14 protein-coding genes are annotated in these 13,736 nt (G+C 65.0%); 10 read left to right on the top strand and 4 right to left on the bottom strand.

Annotation, left to right across the window (positions count from 1 at the left end; genetic code table 11):
* Window positions 1-45: 45 nt before the first annotated feature.
* Window positions 46-654 carry a TetR/AcrR family transcriptional regulator gene (locus BJA_RS38620; RefSeq protein ID WP_011090341.1) on the bottom strand — a complete coding sequence of 203 codons (609 nt, stop codon included), beginning with the start codon at window positions 652-654 and terminating at the stop codon, window positions 46-48.
* A gap of 103 nt (window positions 655-757) precedes the next feature.
* Here BJA_RS38620 and BJA_RS38615 point away from each other — a divergent pair, with 103 nt between their 5' ends.
* From BJA_RS38615 to BJA_RS38590, 6 genes are all read left to right on the top strand, one after another.
* Window positions 758-1,453, top strand: a complete 696-nt coding sequence (locus tag BJA_RS38615; RefSeq protein ID WP_011090340.1) for a PspA/IM30 family protein — start codon at window positions 758-760, stop codon at window positions 1,451-1,453.
* A gap of 40 nt (window positions 1,454-1,493) precedes the next feature.
* Window positions 1,494-1,769, top strand: a complete 276-nt coding sequence (locus BJA_RS38610; RefSeq protein WP_011090339.1) for a YiaA/YiaB family inner membrane protein — start codon at window positions 1,494-1,496, stop codon at window positions 1,767-1,769.
* A gap of 218 nt (window positions 1,770-1,987) precedes the next feature.
* Window positions 1,988-3,052 (top strand): amidohydrolase family protein, encoded by a 1,065-nt coding sequence (locus tag BJA_RS38605; protein ID WP_011090338.1) that lies wholly within the window; start codon window positions 1,988-1,990, stop codon window positions 3,050-3,052.
* 14 nt (window positions 3,053-3,066) lie between these two features.
* The gene (locus BJA_RS38600; RefSeq protein WP_038967354.1) at window positions 3,067-4,179 is read left to right on the top strand and encodes an amidohydrolase family protein; all 1,113 of its coding nucleotides are present in this window, start codon (window positions 3,067-3,069) and stop codon (window positions 4,177-4,179) included.
* Between the two features lie 7 nt (window positions 4,180-4,186).
* Window positions 4,187-4,600 carry a Rieske (2Fe-2S) protein gene (locus BJA_RS38595; RefSeq protein ID WP_038967347.1) on the top strand — a complete coding sequence of 138 codons (414 nt, stop codon included), beginning with the start codon at window positions 4,187-4,189 and terminating at the stop codon, window positions 4,598-4,600.
* Between the two features lie 203 nt (window positions 4,601-4,803).
* Window positions 4,804-5,010: a hypothetical protein gene (locus tag BJA_RS38590; protein ID WP_038967348.1), complete on the top strand. Its 207-nt coding sequence runs from the start codon at window positions 4,804-4,806 to the stop codon at window positions 5,008-5,010.
* 241 nt (window positions 5,011-5,251) lie between these two features.
* Here the strand turns inward: BJA_RS38590 and BJA_RS38585 are convergent, their stop codons facing one another.
* Window positions 5,252-6,097: an SDR family NAD(P)-dependent oxidoreductase gene (locus BJA_RS38585; protein ID WP_011090335.1), complete on the bottom strand. Its 846-nt coding sequence runs from the start codon at window positions 6,095-6,097 to the stop codon at window positions 5,252-5,254.
* A 192-nt stretch (window positions 6,098-6,289) separates the two neighbouring features.
* Between BJA_RS38585 and BJA_RS38580 the strand changes: the two genes are divergently transcribed.
* The 3 genes from BJA_RS38580 (at window position 6,290) to BJA_RS38570 (ending at window position 9,853) form a co-directional block, all read left to right on the top strand.
* Window positions 6,290-7,786, top strand: a complete 1,497-nt coding sequence (locus BJA_RS38580) for an aldehyde dehydrogenase family protein (protein ID WP_038967349.1) — start codon at window positions 6,290-6,292, stop codon at window positions 7,784-7,786.
* 251 nt (window positions 7,787-8,037) lie between these two features.
* Window positions 8,038-9,165, top strand: coding sequence for an alkene reductase (locus BJA_RS38575; RefSeq protein WP_011090333.1), 1,128 nt, complete (start codon window positions 8,038-8,040; stop codon window positions 9,163-9,165).
* 181 nt (window positions 9,166-9,346) lie between these two features.
* Entirely contained in the window at window positions 9,347-9,853 is a 507-nt protein-coding gene (locus BJA_RS38570) for a GFA family protein (protein ID WP_011090332.1), read from the top strand.
* Here BJA_RS38570 and BJA_RS38565 read toward each other — a convergent pair.
* A complete protein-coding gene (locus tag BJA_RS38565; RefSeq protein WP_162494161.1) occupies window positions 9,807-10,349 on the bottom strand; it encodes a TfoX/Sxy family protein in 543 nt (180 codons plus the stop codon). The genes BJA_RS38570 and BJA_RS38565 overlap by 47 nt on opposite strands.
* 39 nt (window positions 10,350-10,388) lie before the next feature.
* Between BJA_RS38565 and BJA_RS38560 the strand changes: the two genes are divergently transcribed.
* The gene (locus BJA_RS38560) at window positions 10,389-12,050 is read left to right on the top strand and encodes a thiamine pyrophosphate-binding protein (protein WP_011090330.1); all 1,662 of its coding nucleotides are present in this window, start codon (window positions 10,389-10,391) and stop codon (window positions 12,048-12,050) included.
* 184 nt (window positions 12,051-12,234) lie between these two features.
* On the opposite strand, the gene BJA_RS38555 is transcribed toward BJA_RS38560, so the two are convergent.
* Window positions 12,235-13,614, bottom strand: coding sequence for an LLM class flavin-dependent oxidoreductase (locus tag BJA_RS38555; protein WP_038967351.1), 1,380 nt, complete (start codon window positions 13,612-13,614; stop codon window positions 12,235-12,237).
* Between the last annotated feature and the right edge of the window lie 122 nt (window positions 13,615-13,736).

Genomic DNA, 13,736 nt, shown 5'->3' with positions numbered 1-13,736 from the left:
TCGCGATGCGACAGGCGAAATTTTAGTCAGCCGCCGCCGATCTTTTTACTCCGCCCGCGCGATCAGCCCGTCGATCATCGCGCGCACGAGGTTTGCGATCTCCTTGCGCAGCGCCGGCAGGGGAACGGCGACCAGTTTCTGCTCCAGTCCCAGCGCCACCATGCCATGCACGGCCGAGAACAGGCTGCGCGCGGTGATGCCGAGCTCTTCCTGACTGCGCTTGGGAAGCAGCAGCGCCAGCGGGTGGTAGATGTGGCGGAACAGCTGCAGCTGATCGTCGACGGACCAGTCGGGGAGGATCTTGTCGGCGGCCATGCGGTGCTCGAACAGCGCGCGCCAGAGTTCGAGGTTTTCGGCGGCGAAGTCGCAATAGGCAATGGCGATGCGGACCAGCGTTTCCTGGGGCGAGGGCTCCCCGGCGCGTTCCGCCGCGCTGAGCGCCTCATCGAGGCGATGCAGCGTGCGCGAGCCGACCCGCAGGACGAGTTCGTCCACGTCGGCGACGAGATTGTAGACCGCGCCATTGGCGCAGCCGATCTCGCGGGCCAAATCGCGGGTTTTCAGACCCGCCAACCCCCGCTCAGCGATCATCCGCTCGGCCGCCTGGATCAGGTCGGTCCGAAGTTTCGCTCGACGTTCCAAGGCCTTAGTCATCTGGAGTCAAATTCTTGAGCGTCGCTCAAATATTTATTGAACGATGTTCAATATTCCTGCTACAAAGCATTTGTGAGCAACGCTCATAAACAGGGAGCTGCAGATGTTCAAGACCGTCGTGACACTTTTCCGCGGCAGCGTGGCCGCCGCAGGCGAGGAGCTGGAGGACCGTACAGCCCTGCTGATCCTCGATCAGCAGATGCGCGATGCCGCTGCCGCGGTGGAGCGCAGCAAGCGGACGCTGGCGCTGGCGATCGCGCAGGACCAGCAGGAAGGCCGCAAGCTCGAGGCGACCCTCGCCCGCATCGCCGATCTCGAGACCCGCGCGGTGGCGGCGCTCGATGGCGGCCGCGAGGATCTCGCCAAGGAGGCCGCCGAAGCCATCGCGGGCCTCGAAGCCGACCGCGATGCGGCGATGACGGCCCGCGCGCTGTTCGCGACCGAGATCATCAGGCTGAAGCGGCACGTTGCAAGCGCCCAGGCCCGCATCACCGAGCTCGATCGCGGCCGTCGCCTCGCCCGTGCCTCGGAAGCGGTGCGCTCGCTTCGCCGCAGCGGCATCGAGGCCGCACGTCCTTACGAATCCACACTGCCGGAAGCGGAGAGCACCTTGAGGCGCCTGCGCGAGCGCCAGATGGAAGCCCAGGCCGCCGATGACGCGCTGTTTGAGCTCGATGCGGCCACCGGTCCGCTAACGACCGCCGAACGACTCGCCGAGCAGGGCTTCGGCCCCCGGCTGAAGACGACCGCGGACGACGTGCTGGCGCGGTTGAAGTCCAAGCACCAGCCGACTGCCTGAACTCAGATCCCATCATCATTCGAACCAACAGGAGACGACCATGAACCAGAACGGCCAGCCCCACAGCAGCGCCTGGGTGACCTTCACTTACGTGTCCTTCGCGGCTTCCGCCTTCCTCGTCGCAATCGGCATCTTCTTCCTGCCGATCGACCTCTGGATGAAGGGCTATCTCACCATGGGCGTCGCGATGCTGCTCCAGACCTGCGTCACGCTGACCAAGACCGTGCGCGACAATCACGAGAGCAGCCGGCTGATGAACCGCATCGAGGATGCCAAGGCCGAGCGCCTCTTGATGGAGGTTTCCAAGGCCGCTTGAGGAGAGAAGTGCGCAAAGGTTTGCAATCTGACGCGGTGGGTGCCAGAGCATCCACCGCGCGGCTGATCCACATATCGCGCCCGCGAAATGCAACCGAGCCATGACGGATCGCGCGGGCGCGCGCCCTTGCGTGGCGGCGCCGGCCGGCGCACTCTGCCCGGGCGGCGCGAAGAACGCCGCCAATAAAGACTGCGCGAGGAAACTCCGAGGAACCCCCAATGGCGGCGACGCGGATCGACTGCGACATCCACCCGGCCGTTGGTGGCACGCGCACGACGCTGCTTCCCTATCTCAGCGATCACTGGAAAGAGCAGGTGGTGAGCCGCGCCATCGATGGGCTCGATCTCACCTCCTATCCACCGAGCATGCCCCTTTCGGGCCGCGCCGACTGGCGGCCGGCCAACGGCGCCAAGCCCGGCTCCGATCTCGCCATGGTGCAGAAGGGCGCGTTCGACCAATTGGGTGCGAGCCACGCCATCCTCAACGTGCTCTACGGCGCGCAGGCCGTCTTCGACGCCTACATGGCGGCCGACTTCTGCAAGGCCATCAACGACTGGATCGCCGCCGAATGGCTTGCGCGCGATTCCCGCCTGCGCGCCTCCATCGTGGTGCCGATGCAGGCGCCGGATCTCGCGATCGAGGAGATCGAGCGCCGCGCCGGCGACAATCGCTTCGTCTCCATCCTGGTGCTGGCGCAGGGCGAGACGCTACTGGGACGGCGACATTTCTGGCCCGTCTATCAGCTCGCAGAAAAGTACAAGCTGCCGCTCGCGATCCACGCCGGCACGCAATATCGCCAGGCGCCGAGCTCGGCCGGCTGGCCGTCGCATCGTTATGAATATTACTTCGTCGAGGCCCAGGCGTTTCAGGCGCAGATCCTCAGCCTGATCTATGAGGGGGTGTTCGGCAAATACCCAAACTTGAAGGTCGTGCTGATGGAGTCGGGCGTAAGCTGGCTGCCGGCCTTCATGTGGCGGGCCAACAAGACCTGGCGCGGCGTGCGCGTCGAGGTTCCCTGGGTCGAGCGCGAGCCGGCATCGATCATCCGCGACAATTTTCGCGTCACCATGCAGCCGTTCGATGCACCTAGCGACGCGAAAAGCGTCGAGGAGATCATCGACCAGATCGGTTCCGAAAAAATGTTCCTGTTCGCGTCCGACTACCCGCATTGGCAGTTCGACGGCGACGATCCAATCCCGCCGAATCTACCGAAGAGCATCATCGCGAAGATGTGCGTCGACAACCCGCTGGAGACGTTTCCGCGATTGTCGCTCGCCAACTGATTTTGGAGGTTCGCATGAGTGAGGTCATCGACCGTCCGTTGCGCGACGACGAGAAGCCCGCCGCATCGCGGCTGCGCATCGTCGATTGCGACGTCCATCCGAGTCTTCGCTCGACCGACGATCTGAACGAATTCCTGCCGAAGCGCTGGCAGCAGCACTTGAAGGAATACGGCAGCCATCTGCGCACGCCGTATCTGTTCACCACGCCCTATCCGCGGTCCTCGCCGCTGATCGCGCGGCGCGATGCCTGGCCGCCGACCGGGGGGCCGCCCGGTTCCGATCTTGATTTCATGCGCAAGCAGCATCTCGATCCGCTCGACGTCGAATTCGGCATTCTCCAGGTGCTCGATCTCTTCATCTTCTCGCAGCAGAACCTGGAGTTCGGCGCCGCGATCCAGCGCGCCATCAACGACTGGCAGCTGGCGTTCTGGTCGCATCGGGATCCGCGCCTGAAGGCGTCGATCCTGGTCGGGCAGGACGGCAACGAGCTAGCCATTGCCGAGATCGAGCGCTGCGCCAAGGTCGGGGAATACATCCAGATCAACGTCTCGCCGCGCGCCAACGAGCCGCTCGGCCGCCGCCGCTACTGGCCGATCTACGAGCGCGCGCAGGCACTGGACTTGCCGCTCGGCATCCATGTCGGCGGCTATGGCGGCCACGCGCCGACCGGCGGCGGCTGGCCGTCCTATTATGTCGAGGAGCATCAGTCGAACGCGCACACCATTGCCGCGCAGCTTGCGAGCCTCGTCATCGAGGGCGTGCCGGAGCGCTTTCCAAAGCTGAAGATCGTCTTCATCGAGGGCGGCTTTGGCTGGATTCCGTCAGCGGTGTGGCGCATGGACCAGCATTTCGAGCGGTTCCGCAGCGAGGTGCCACACCTCAAGCGCAGGCCCTCGGAATACGTCCGCGAGCACTTCTGGTTCACGACCCAGCCGATCGACGAGCCGGACGAGGCCCGGCACCTGCGCGCGCTGATCGAATGGGTCGGCATCGACCGTCTGCTGTTCTCGTCGGACTATCCGCATTGGGACTTCGACGATCCGCGCTTCGCCTTCAAGACGCCGCTGACCGAGGCTGAGCGGAAGAAGATCTTCAGCACCAATGCCCGCGCGGTCTACAAGTTCTGAAACCAGCATGGCCCGTCACATTGTCGCCCGCACCTCCGAGATCCCGCCTGGCGGCAACAAGGTCGTCGACGTCGCGGGCCGCGACATCGTCGTGTTCCACGTCAACGGCGAGTTCTTTGCGCTTCTGAACCGCTGCCCGCATGAGGGCGCGCCGCTCGACAAGGCCGCCTGCGTGGCGCGGCTGACCTCGCCCGAGCCGGGCATCTATCAGCGCTCTCGCGTCGGCGAGATGCTGCGCTGTCCCTGGCACGGCTGGGAGTTCGACATGCGCAGCGGCCAGTCCTGGTTCGATCCGAAACGCGTCAGGATCAGGTCATATCCGGTCGCGGTGGAGCGGGGCGACGAATTGCAGAAGGGCCCGTATGTTGCCGAAACGTTTCCGGTGCATGTCGAGGACAGCTATGTGATTGTCGAGGTCTGAAGTCATACACCGTCATTCCGGGGCATTTGCACAGCGAATGAACCCGGAATCTCGAGATTCCCCGGTGCGCAAGTGCGCACCTGAGGTCTGGTCCTGCGGACCATCCCGGAATGACATGTTGATAACGCCGCGATCACCATCACGGATTGTGATTCCGACGCAGGTGCGATAAGCCTCGCCCGCATTCATGGCGGAGATGAGCTTTGTCCAAACAATCCCTGCGAGAGGAGGCCGAGCGCCTGATCCGCGAATCGATGGAAAAGAAGACCATCGTCATCAAGCAGGGCGATACCCGGATCGAGGCGGTCTGCGGCAAGTGCGGCGCCCCGAACCGGGTGCAGGCGCCAAAGGGCCAGAGCCGCGTCAAGTTCGCCTGCAAGAATTGCGGGCATCAGCAAGAGACGCTGTAGGCTTCTTAACCTCTCCCTTTCCTTCTGCGGGGAGAGGTCGGATCGCCCTCGGCGATGCGAAGCATCGCCCGACGCGATCCGGGTGAGGGGCATGGCACTGAGTCGCAGCGACAAAAGTCTCTCCGACTCCACGGCCCCCCCTTGCGAAATCCCTTCAATAGTTCAGACCGCAGTGTGCGTAAGCAGCCCCTCACCCCACCCTCTCCCCGTAGGAACGAGGAGAGGGAGCGAGAGAGCGCGCCTAGCCCCCCTTCACGAACTTCGCGAACGCGTCCGCATAGTCCGGGTGCCAGCGCGACAGCGGGGGCCGGTTCTCGACGATATCGCCGGCGGCCCAGAGCATGCGCTTTTCGTCGAGGGCGCGGGGCACGTCGTTGTCCGGGCACAGGATGTAGAAATCGCCGGCCTCGAGCCGGGTGATCATGAATTCGACGGTCTGCTCGGGCGTCCAGGCTCCCGCCGGCTTCTCGGTGCGGCCCTTCGCGGTCAGCCCCGTGAAGACGAAGCCGGGAACGAGCAGATGCGCCGTGATGTGGCAGCCTTCCGTGTTGCGCAGCTCATGCTGGAGCGCTTCCGTAAAAGCCTTCACGCCGGCCTTCGAGACATTGTAGGCGGGATCTCCGGGCGGCGTGGTGATGCCCTGCTTCGAGCCGGTGTTGATGATCAGGCCGGCCTTGCCGCGCGCGATCATGTTGGGCGCGAAGATGCGCGAGCCGTTGATGATGCCCCACATGTTGACGGCGATGATGCGCTGCCAGTTATCGGGCTCGCCGAGCAGCGTGCTGCCGGGCTGGATGCCCGCATTGTTCATGAGGATATCGGTACCGCCGAAATGCGCGCCGACGGCGTGTTCCAGTTCCTTCACGCTCTCGGCGCGGCTGACATCGACGACGAATGTCATCACATGTGTGGCGGCGGTGACGGATGACAGTCTTGTTGCGGCCTCCTGCAGTCGCGCCTGGTCGACGTCGGCGATGCACACCTTCATTCCCGCGCGCGCGAAGGCGATGGCGGCGGCGAGGCCGATGCCGGATGCGCCCCCGGTGATCACGGCGACATTGCCCTTGGCGATGACAGGATGCGACATGGCTCATTCTCCGGGGAGCGGCGTCAAGTTCGGTCGAGCTATAACATGGCGTTCGCGCGACCCTGCACAAGTCGGCATGGGAGGTCTTCGTTCCTCGCCGCCTTTACGCCTTTCCGGCACCGCTGTATCCTTTCTCGCCCAACGATCCCGCCGAGATCGAACCCAATCAATCACCTGACAGGGAGTGCAGCCATGGCTGTGTCGCAGGCTATTCCGATCACGCGCCACCCGTTCGCCAATGGGTCCTACAAGCAGATGCTGATCGACGGGAAATGGGTCGATGCCGCCTCCGGCAAGCGCTTCGAGACCCACAATCCCGCGACCGGCGAACTGCTCGCAACCGTTGCCGAGGGTGACAAGGAAGACATCGACCGCGCCGTTGCCGCCGCCCGCCGCGCCTTCGAAGGACCCTGGAGCAAGGTCAAGCCGTTCGAGCGGCAGAACCTGCTGCTGAGGCTTGCCGATCTCGTCGAGAAGAATTTCGACGAATTGTCGCAGCTCGACACGCTCGACATGGGCGCGCCGCTCAGCCGCACCCGTGCCTATCGCCTCCGCGCCGTCGGCATGCTGCGCTATTACGCCGGTCAGACCACCGCGATCCATGGCGAGACCATCGAGAACTCGCTGCCGGGCGAAATCTTCTCCTACACGCTGAAGGAGCCGATCGGCGTCGTCGGCGCCATCATCCCCTGGAACGGCCCGCTCACCGCGACGATCTGGAAGATCGGCCCGGCGATCGCCACCGGCTGCACCGTGGTGCTCAAGCCCGCCGAAGAGGCGCCGCTGACCTCGTTGCGCATCGCCGAGCTGGCGATGGAGGCAGGCATTCCGCCCGGCGTCGTCAACGTCGTGCCCGGCTATGGCGAGACCGCGGGCGCTGCGCTCGCCGCGCACCCTGACGTCGACAAGGTCGCCTTCACCGGCTCGCACGTCACGGGACAGTCGATCATCCGCGCCTCGGCCGGCAACCTCAAGCGCGTCTCGCTCGAGCTTGGCGGCAAGTCGCCGGACATCGTGTTCGCGGACGCCGATCTCGATGCCGCCGTGCCCGGCGCCGCGATGGCGGTGTTTGCCAACTCTGGCCAGATCTGTAGCGCCGGTACGCGCCTGTTCGTCGAGCAGTCGATCTACGAGGAGTTCGTCGGCCGCGTCGCCGAGTTCGGCAAGAAGCTGCAAGTCGGCAATGGTCTCGATCCCAACGTGCAGATCGGCCCGCTGGTCTCCGAGCAGCAGCTCGAGCGCGTCACCGGCTATCTCGATATCGGCCAGAAGGAAGGCGCGCGGGCGCTCGCCGGCGGCGGCCGCGTCACCGAAGGCGCGCTGTCGAAGGGTTTCTTCGTCTCGCCGACCGTGTTCGCGGGCGTCCAGGACAATATGCGCATCGCGCAGGAGGAGATTTTTGGCCCCGTCATCTCCGCCATCGCGTTCAAGGACATGGACGAACTGGTCAAGCGCGCCAACAACACCACGTTCGGCCTCGGCTCGGGCCTGTGGACGCGCGACGTCAGCAAGGCGCATGCGGTCGCGAAGAGCCTGCGTGCCGGCTCGGTGTGGGTGAACTGCTACCAGGCGATGGATCCGGCCGTGCCCTTCGGCGGCTACAAGATGAGCGGTTACGGCCGCGAGTCCGGCAAGCAGCACGTCGAGGAGTATCTCAACGTGAAGGCCGTCTGGATCAAGACGGCGTAGCGTGGTTCCCGCGTTCGCGGCGCCACTTTGCCTCTCCCCGCTTGCGGGGAGAGGCCGGAATGCGCGGGTAGCGCGGATTCCGGGTGAGGGGGCGTTTCCGCGAGTCCAGCTCTCACCATTTTCGTGGAGGCGGCCCCTCACCCCAACCCTCTCCCCGTAAGAACGGGGAGAGGGAGACCGGGCACCGTCTTTTCAGGCCGTCTCTTCCTCTTATATGTTCCGCATCCTTCCATAGCCACTTTGGGGCCAGCATGAAATTTCCGGCGTTGTTCAAACCGTTGCAGGTCGGTCCGTACGAGCTGGCGCATCGCGTCGCGATGGCGCCGCTGACGCGCATGCGCGCCGAGCGCGACAGCTTTTCGCCCCGGCCGCTCAATGCCGAATATTACGGCCAGCGCGCGACGCCGGGCGGCTTGCTCATCGCCGAAGCCTCGCCGGTGCTCTCGCACGGCCGCGGCAATCCGGCGACGCCCGGCATCTATTCGGAGGCGCAGATCGCCGGCTGGCGCAAGGTGACGGATGCCGTGCATGCCAAGGGCGGCATCATCTTCCTCCAGCTCTGGCATGTCGGCCGCGTCTCGCATTCGTCCTTCCATGGCGGTGAGCTGCCGGTCTCGGCCTCGGCGATTGCGATCAAGGCCGAAGGCATGAAGGCGATGACGGCCGAAGGCAAGATCGCCGACTACGAGACGCCGCGCGCGCTGGAGACGGACGAGGTCAAGGGCATCGTCGAGGCGTTCCGGCAGGGCGCGAAGAATGCGCTCGCTGCCGGCTTTGACGGCGTCGAGATCCACGGCGCCAACGGCTATCTGCTCGAGCAGTTCCTGCAATCGCGCAGCAACCAGCGCACCGATCAATATGGCGGCGGAATAGAGAATCGCGCGCGGCTTCTGCTCGATGTCACGCAGGCCGCGATCGACGTCTGGGGTGCCAACCGCGTCGCCGTGCGGCTGTCGCCGCACGGTATCGCCAACGATTCCGGCGAGCCCGATCCGATGCCGCTCTACACCCATGTCGTGAAGGCGCTCGACAAGCTCGGTCTTGCCTATCTTCACTTCATCGAGCCGCGCTCCAGCGGCGCCGGGCGCGCCGACGTCCACTGGGAGAATGTACCGTCGGCGATGGTGCTGTTCCGCCCACTCTACAGCGGCGTGCTGATGACGGCCGGCGGGTTTACCGGCGAGACCGCGAATGCGGCGATCGCCGACGGCCATGCCGACATCATCGCCTTCGGCCGTATCTTCATCTCCAACCCCGATTTGCCGCGGCGCCTTCGGCACGATTATCCGATCACGCCTTACAATCGGGCCACGTTCTACGGCGGCGAGGAGAAGGGGTATACGGATTATCCGGCGTATGACGAGCTGACACCGGCGTAGTCTCCCTCAGTCATTCCGGGGCAACGCTCGGGACCGCGCGAAGCGCGGCCCGGGAGCGTCGAGCCCGGAATCCATGCCGCCTCTGAGTACGCAGCCCGATGGATTCCGGGCTCGCGACTTCGTCGCGCCCCGGAATGACGATCGTGTATTGTCGCCTCTGCAACGACGACGGAGAGAGACGATGGCCAAAGCCGCAGCCGCCGCAGGAACCGCCACCGGTCAATGCCTCTGCGGCAAGGTCACCTTCGAGATCGACGTTCCCGCGCGCTGGGCCTGGCACGATCATTCCGCCAGTAGTCGCCGCGCCCATGGCGCGGCTTACGCGACCTATGTCGGGAGCTGGAAGAAGCGCTTTCGCATCACCTCCGGCAAGACTGCCCTCACGCGCTACGAGGACAAGGCCACCAGGACCGCGCGCAGCTTCTGCTCGCATTGCGGCACGCCGATCGCCTACGAGCGGCCGCGCGGGCCCCACATGGTCAACATCCCCCGCGCGCTGTTTAGGGAGCGCACCGGCCGCCAGCCGCTCTATCACATCGCGATCGAAGAGCTCCAGGAATGGGCCTATACCGGCGAGCCGCTGGTGCCGTTGAAGGGCTTTCCCGGTGTGGTCTGGCAGCGCTCGAAAAAGAAGAAGCGCGCTAGCGGCGAAGACCCTTTCGAGCTCGGCCGCGAGGAGGTGCTTTAGCCTTGGCGGCGACCTCAGTCTTCGCCGAAACAGCCTTCCGCGGCGCCGCTTTGCGTCCCGCGTTATTCGCCGCCACGAAGTCGAGCCCGCGCTTGACCCATTTTTTCAGCTCGGCATCGCCCTGATAGCCGTCCGGCGCGACGCGGACAAAGCCGGTCATGATGCGCCCGCGCATTTCCATCGGGCTCGTATGCGGCTCCTGCAGCATGCGTGCATGCGCTTCCGGGCCGACGCGGATCAGCATGCCGCCGCGCCCGCTTACGGTGCAGCACATGGTGTTGTTCACCATGAAGCAGAGGCCGCCCATCATCTTCTTTTCCGCGACATATCGCTGACCCGCCAGTAATTTGCGCACCCGCGCCGCGGTGTTCTCGTCATAGGCCATCGCGTCTCCCCGTGCAGGTTTACGCCCGAGCATGTTTCCAGCTTGCGCGCGTCGGCGCAAGTCTGCCATGACGGCGCTTCCTTGCGTGCCTCGGCCAAGTTCGGCCATCATGCCTCCGTCCTTGCGGCAACGCCCGCTTCTGGAGGAAACATGAAGAACAAGATCACCGGCCGTTCCGCTTTTCTCGCGCTGCTCAAGGACGAGGGCATCACCCATCTGTTCGGCAACCCCGGCACCACCGAGCTGCCGATCATGCATGCGCTGAAGGACCACCCTGATCTCACCTATGTGATGGCAATGCAGGAGAGCCTGGTGGTCGCGATCGCCGACGGCTACAGCCGCGCCTCCGGAAAGCTCGTCGCCTGCAACGTCCATGTCGCGCCCGGCCTCGGCAACGCCATGGGCTCGCTCTACAACGCCCAGTTCACGGGCACGCCGATGATTTTGACCGCGGGCCAGCAGGAGCAGGGCCACGGCCTGATGGAGCCGGTGCTGTACGGCCCGCTGGTGCGCATGGCCGAACCGCTGGTGAAATGGGCGGTCGAGGTGACGCGGCTGGAGGATCTGCCGCGCATCGTGCGCCGCGCTGCCAAGGTCGCGATGACGCCGCCGACCGGGCCGGTGTTCATCTCGCTGCCCGGTGACATCCTCAACAGCGAAGCCGGCATCGATCTTGGCCGCTCCACCCGCATCGACGCGCGCACCAAACCGTCGGACGAGGCGCTGAAGGCCTTTGCCGCGCGGCTGCTCAAGGCCGAACGTCCTGTCATCGTCACCATGGACGAGGTGGTCAAGAGCGACGCGCTGAAGGAGGCGGCCGAGCTCGCCGAGCTGCTCGGCGCTGCCGCCTATCAGTCCTCGACGCCCTATGGCTCGCACTTCCTCTCGGAGAGCCCGAGCTTCGTCGGCACGTTGGCGCGGGTGCAGAAGGTCGCGCGCGACACGCTCGCGCCCTACGACCTCCTGATCGCGCTCGGCGGCGATCCGCTGCGGATGTCGGTCTATAGCGAGGTCGATCCGCTGCCGGATGGATTGCCAATTCTCCAGGTCGGCCTCGTCGACTGGGAGATCGCCAAGAATTTTGGCGCGGAGATTGCGCTGAAGGCGGACGTCAAGGAAACGCTGCGCGCGCTGATCCCGGTGCTGAAGGAGATGGGCGGCGCGGCACTGGCGCAACGCGCCAGGCAGCGTCTCGCCGAGCTTGCGCCGAAGAACTGGAGCGCGCGCCGCGCCGCGCTGGTGGAGCAGATCGGCAAGAGTGCGGGCCGCAACCCCATCGATCCGGACTATCTGGTGCTGCAAATGACAGAGGCCATGCCCGGCAACGCCATCCTCGTCGACGAAGGCCTCACCTCCAGCCGCCAGATCACGAACCTGCATCCGCACCGCGATCGCTTCGGCTATCATGGGCTCGCATCCGGCGGCATCGGCTGGGGCCTGCCGGCCTCGGTCGGCGTCAGCATCGCCAATCCGGATCGTCCCGTGGTGTGCTTCTCCGGCGACGGCAGCGCGATGTATTCGATCCAGTCGCTGTGGACGGCGGCACATCACAAGCTGCCGCTCAACGTCGTCATCGCCAACAATGGCGGCTATCGCATCATCAAGCAGCGCCTGCTCGCCTTCCATGGCGACGACAATTATGTCGGCATGGATTTTGTCGATCCGCCGGTCGATTTCGCCGGGATCGCGAAGGCATTGGGGTGCGAGGCGATCAAGATCAGCGACCCAAGCGAGCTGAAGGCGACGCTGTCGTCGGCGTTTGGCCGGCCGGGGACGAAGCTGATCGAGGTAATGGTGGACGGGAAGGTGTAGGGCAGTAACGGTGTGGAGGCAGCGTGCACAATGCCTCCACATCGTCGTCCTGGCGAAAGCCAGGACCCATACCGCGTGATCTATCGTGTGCGGGTGGTACTAATCCCGAACGACCAGTCTTCGCCAAACTCCCTGTTGGGGTAATGGGTCCTGGCTTTCGCCAGGACGACATTGGGGGTGGTGCCTACACCGTCTTCCCCACCCGATACCCCGCCGCCGGATGCGGCGTGTCGAGCCTTGCGCGCCCCGCACCGAACAGCTTCTCCCGCAACGTGCCTTTCGCATATTCCGGCTTGTACCGTCCGCGCCGCGTCAGCTCCGGCACCAGCATGTCGGCGATGTCCTCGAAATCACCGGGCGAGATCGCGAACGCCACGTTGAGGCCGTCGACGTCCGTCTTCTCGAACCAATCCTCGATCTTGTCTGCGACGCTCTCCGGCGTGCCCACCACGACCGGACCGGCACCGCCGATGCCGACATGCTCGATGACGTCGCGCACGGTCCAGACGCGGTCGGGATCACCGCGGGTGACGTTGTCGAGCGCGCTGCGGCCGGCATCGTTCTGGACGTGCCGGACCTGCTGGTCGGGCTCGTAGCCGGAGAAGTCGATGCCGGTCCATCCCGACATCAGGGCCAGGGCGCCTTCCGGGCTGATATGCGAGCGGTAGTCGGCATATTTCGCCGCAGCTTCAGCCTCCGTGTTGCCGAGGATGATCGTCATCATGTTGAACATGAGGATCTCCGCCGGATTGCGGCCGAGTGCGGCAGCCTCCTGGCGGATCGCGGAGACGCGCGGCGCGATGATCTTGGCCGACGGTCCCGACATGAACACACATTCGGCGTGACGCGCCGCGAACTGGCGGCCGCGCGGCGAGGTGCCGGCCTGGTACAGCACGGGCGTGCGCTGCGGCGACGGCTCGCTGAGATGGATGGTGTTGTTGATGCGGTAGTTCGCGCCCTCGTGATTGACGCGATGAACCTTTGCGGGATCGGTGAAGATGCCGCGCGCCCGGTCGCGCAGCACGGCATCGTCCTCCCAGCTTCCTTCCCAGAGCTTGTAGACGACCTCCATATATTCGTCGGCGATGTCGTAGCGGTCGTCATGTCCGGTCTGCTTGTCCTTGCCGGCGCCGCGGGCGGCGCTGTCGAGATAGCCGGTGACGACGTTCCAGCCGATCCGGCCCTCGGTGAGATGGTCGAGTGTCGACATCCGCCGCGCGAACGGGTAGGGCGGTTCGAAGGACAAATTGCTGGTGACGCCGAAACCGAGATTTTGCGTCACCGCCGCCATCGCCGAGAGCAGGAGCAGCGGCTCGTTCGACGGCGTCTGTGCTGCATTGCGCAAGGCTGCGTCAGGGCTGTTGCCATAGACGTCGTAGACGCCAAGCACGTCGGCCAGGAACAATCCGTCGAAACGGCCGCGCTCCAGCGTCCTGGCGAGATCGAGCCAGTAAGGCAGGCGATTATATTCGGCGGTGCGGTCGCGCGGATGGGTCCACAGGCCCGGCGACTGGTGGGCGACGCAATTCATCGCAAAGGCGTTGAGCCTGATCTGCTTGGCCATATTGGTCCCCCGGCGCTCTGTACCGAGCGCTCTTCGAATGATAGACGTGCGCCCCAACTTGGCGAAGTTCTTGCATATAACTTGCACTTGGCAAGGCCAAAATCAGCAGCACTGCTGCCCTT

Origin of the sequence: Bradyrhizobium diazoefficiens USDA 110 (genome assembly GCF_000011365.1) — a bacterium.
Lineage (GTDB): Bacteria > Pseudomonadota > Alphaproteobacteria > Rhizobiales > Xanthobacteraceae > Bradyrhizobium > Bradyrhizobium diazoefficiens.
The sequence above is the reverse complement of the archived record's forward strand: the minus strand, read 5'-3'. Positions and strand labels throughout refer to the sequence as shown.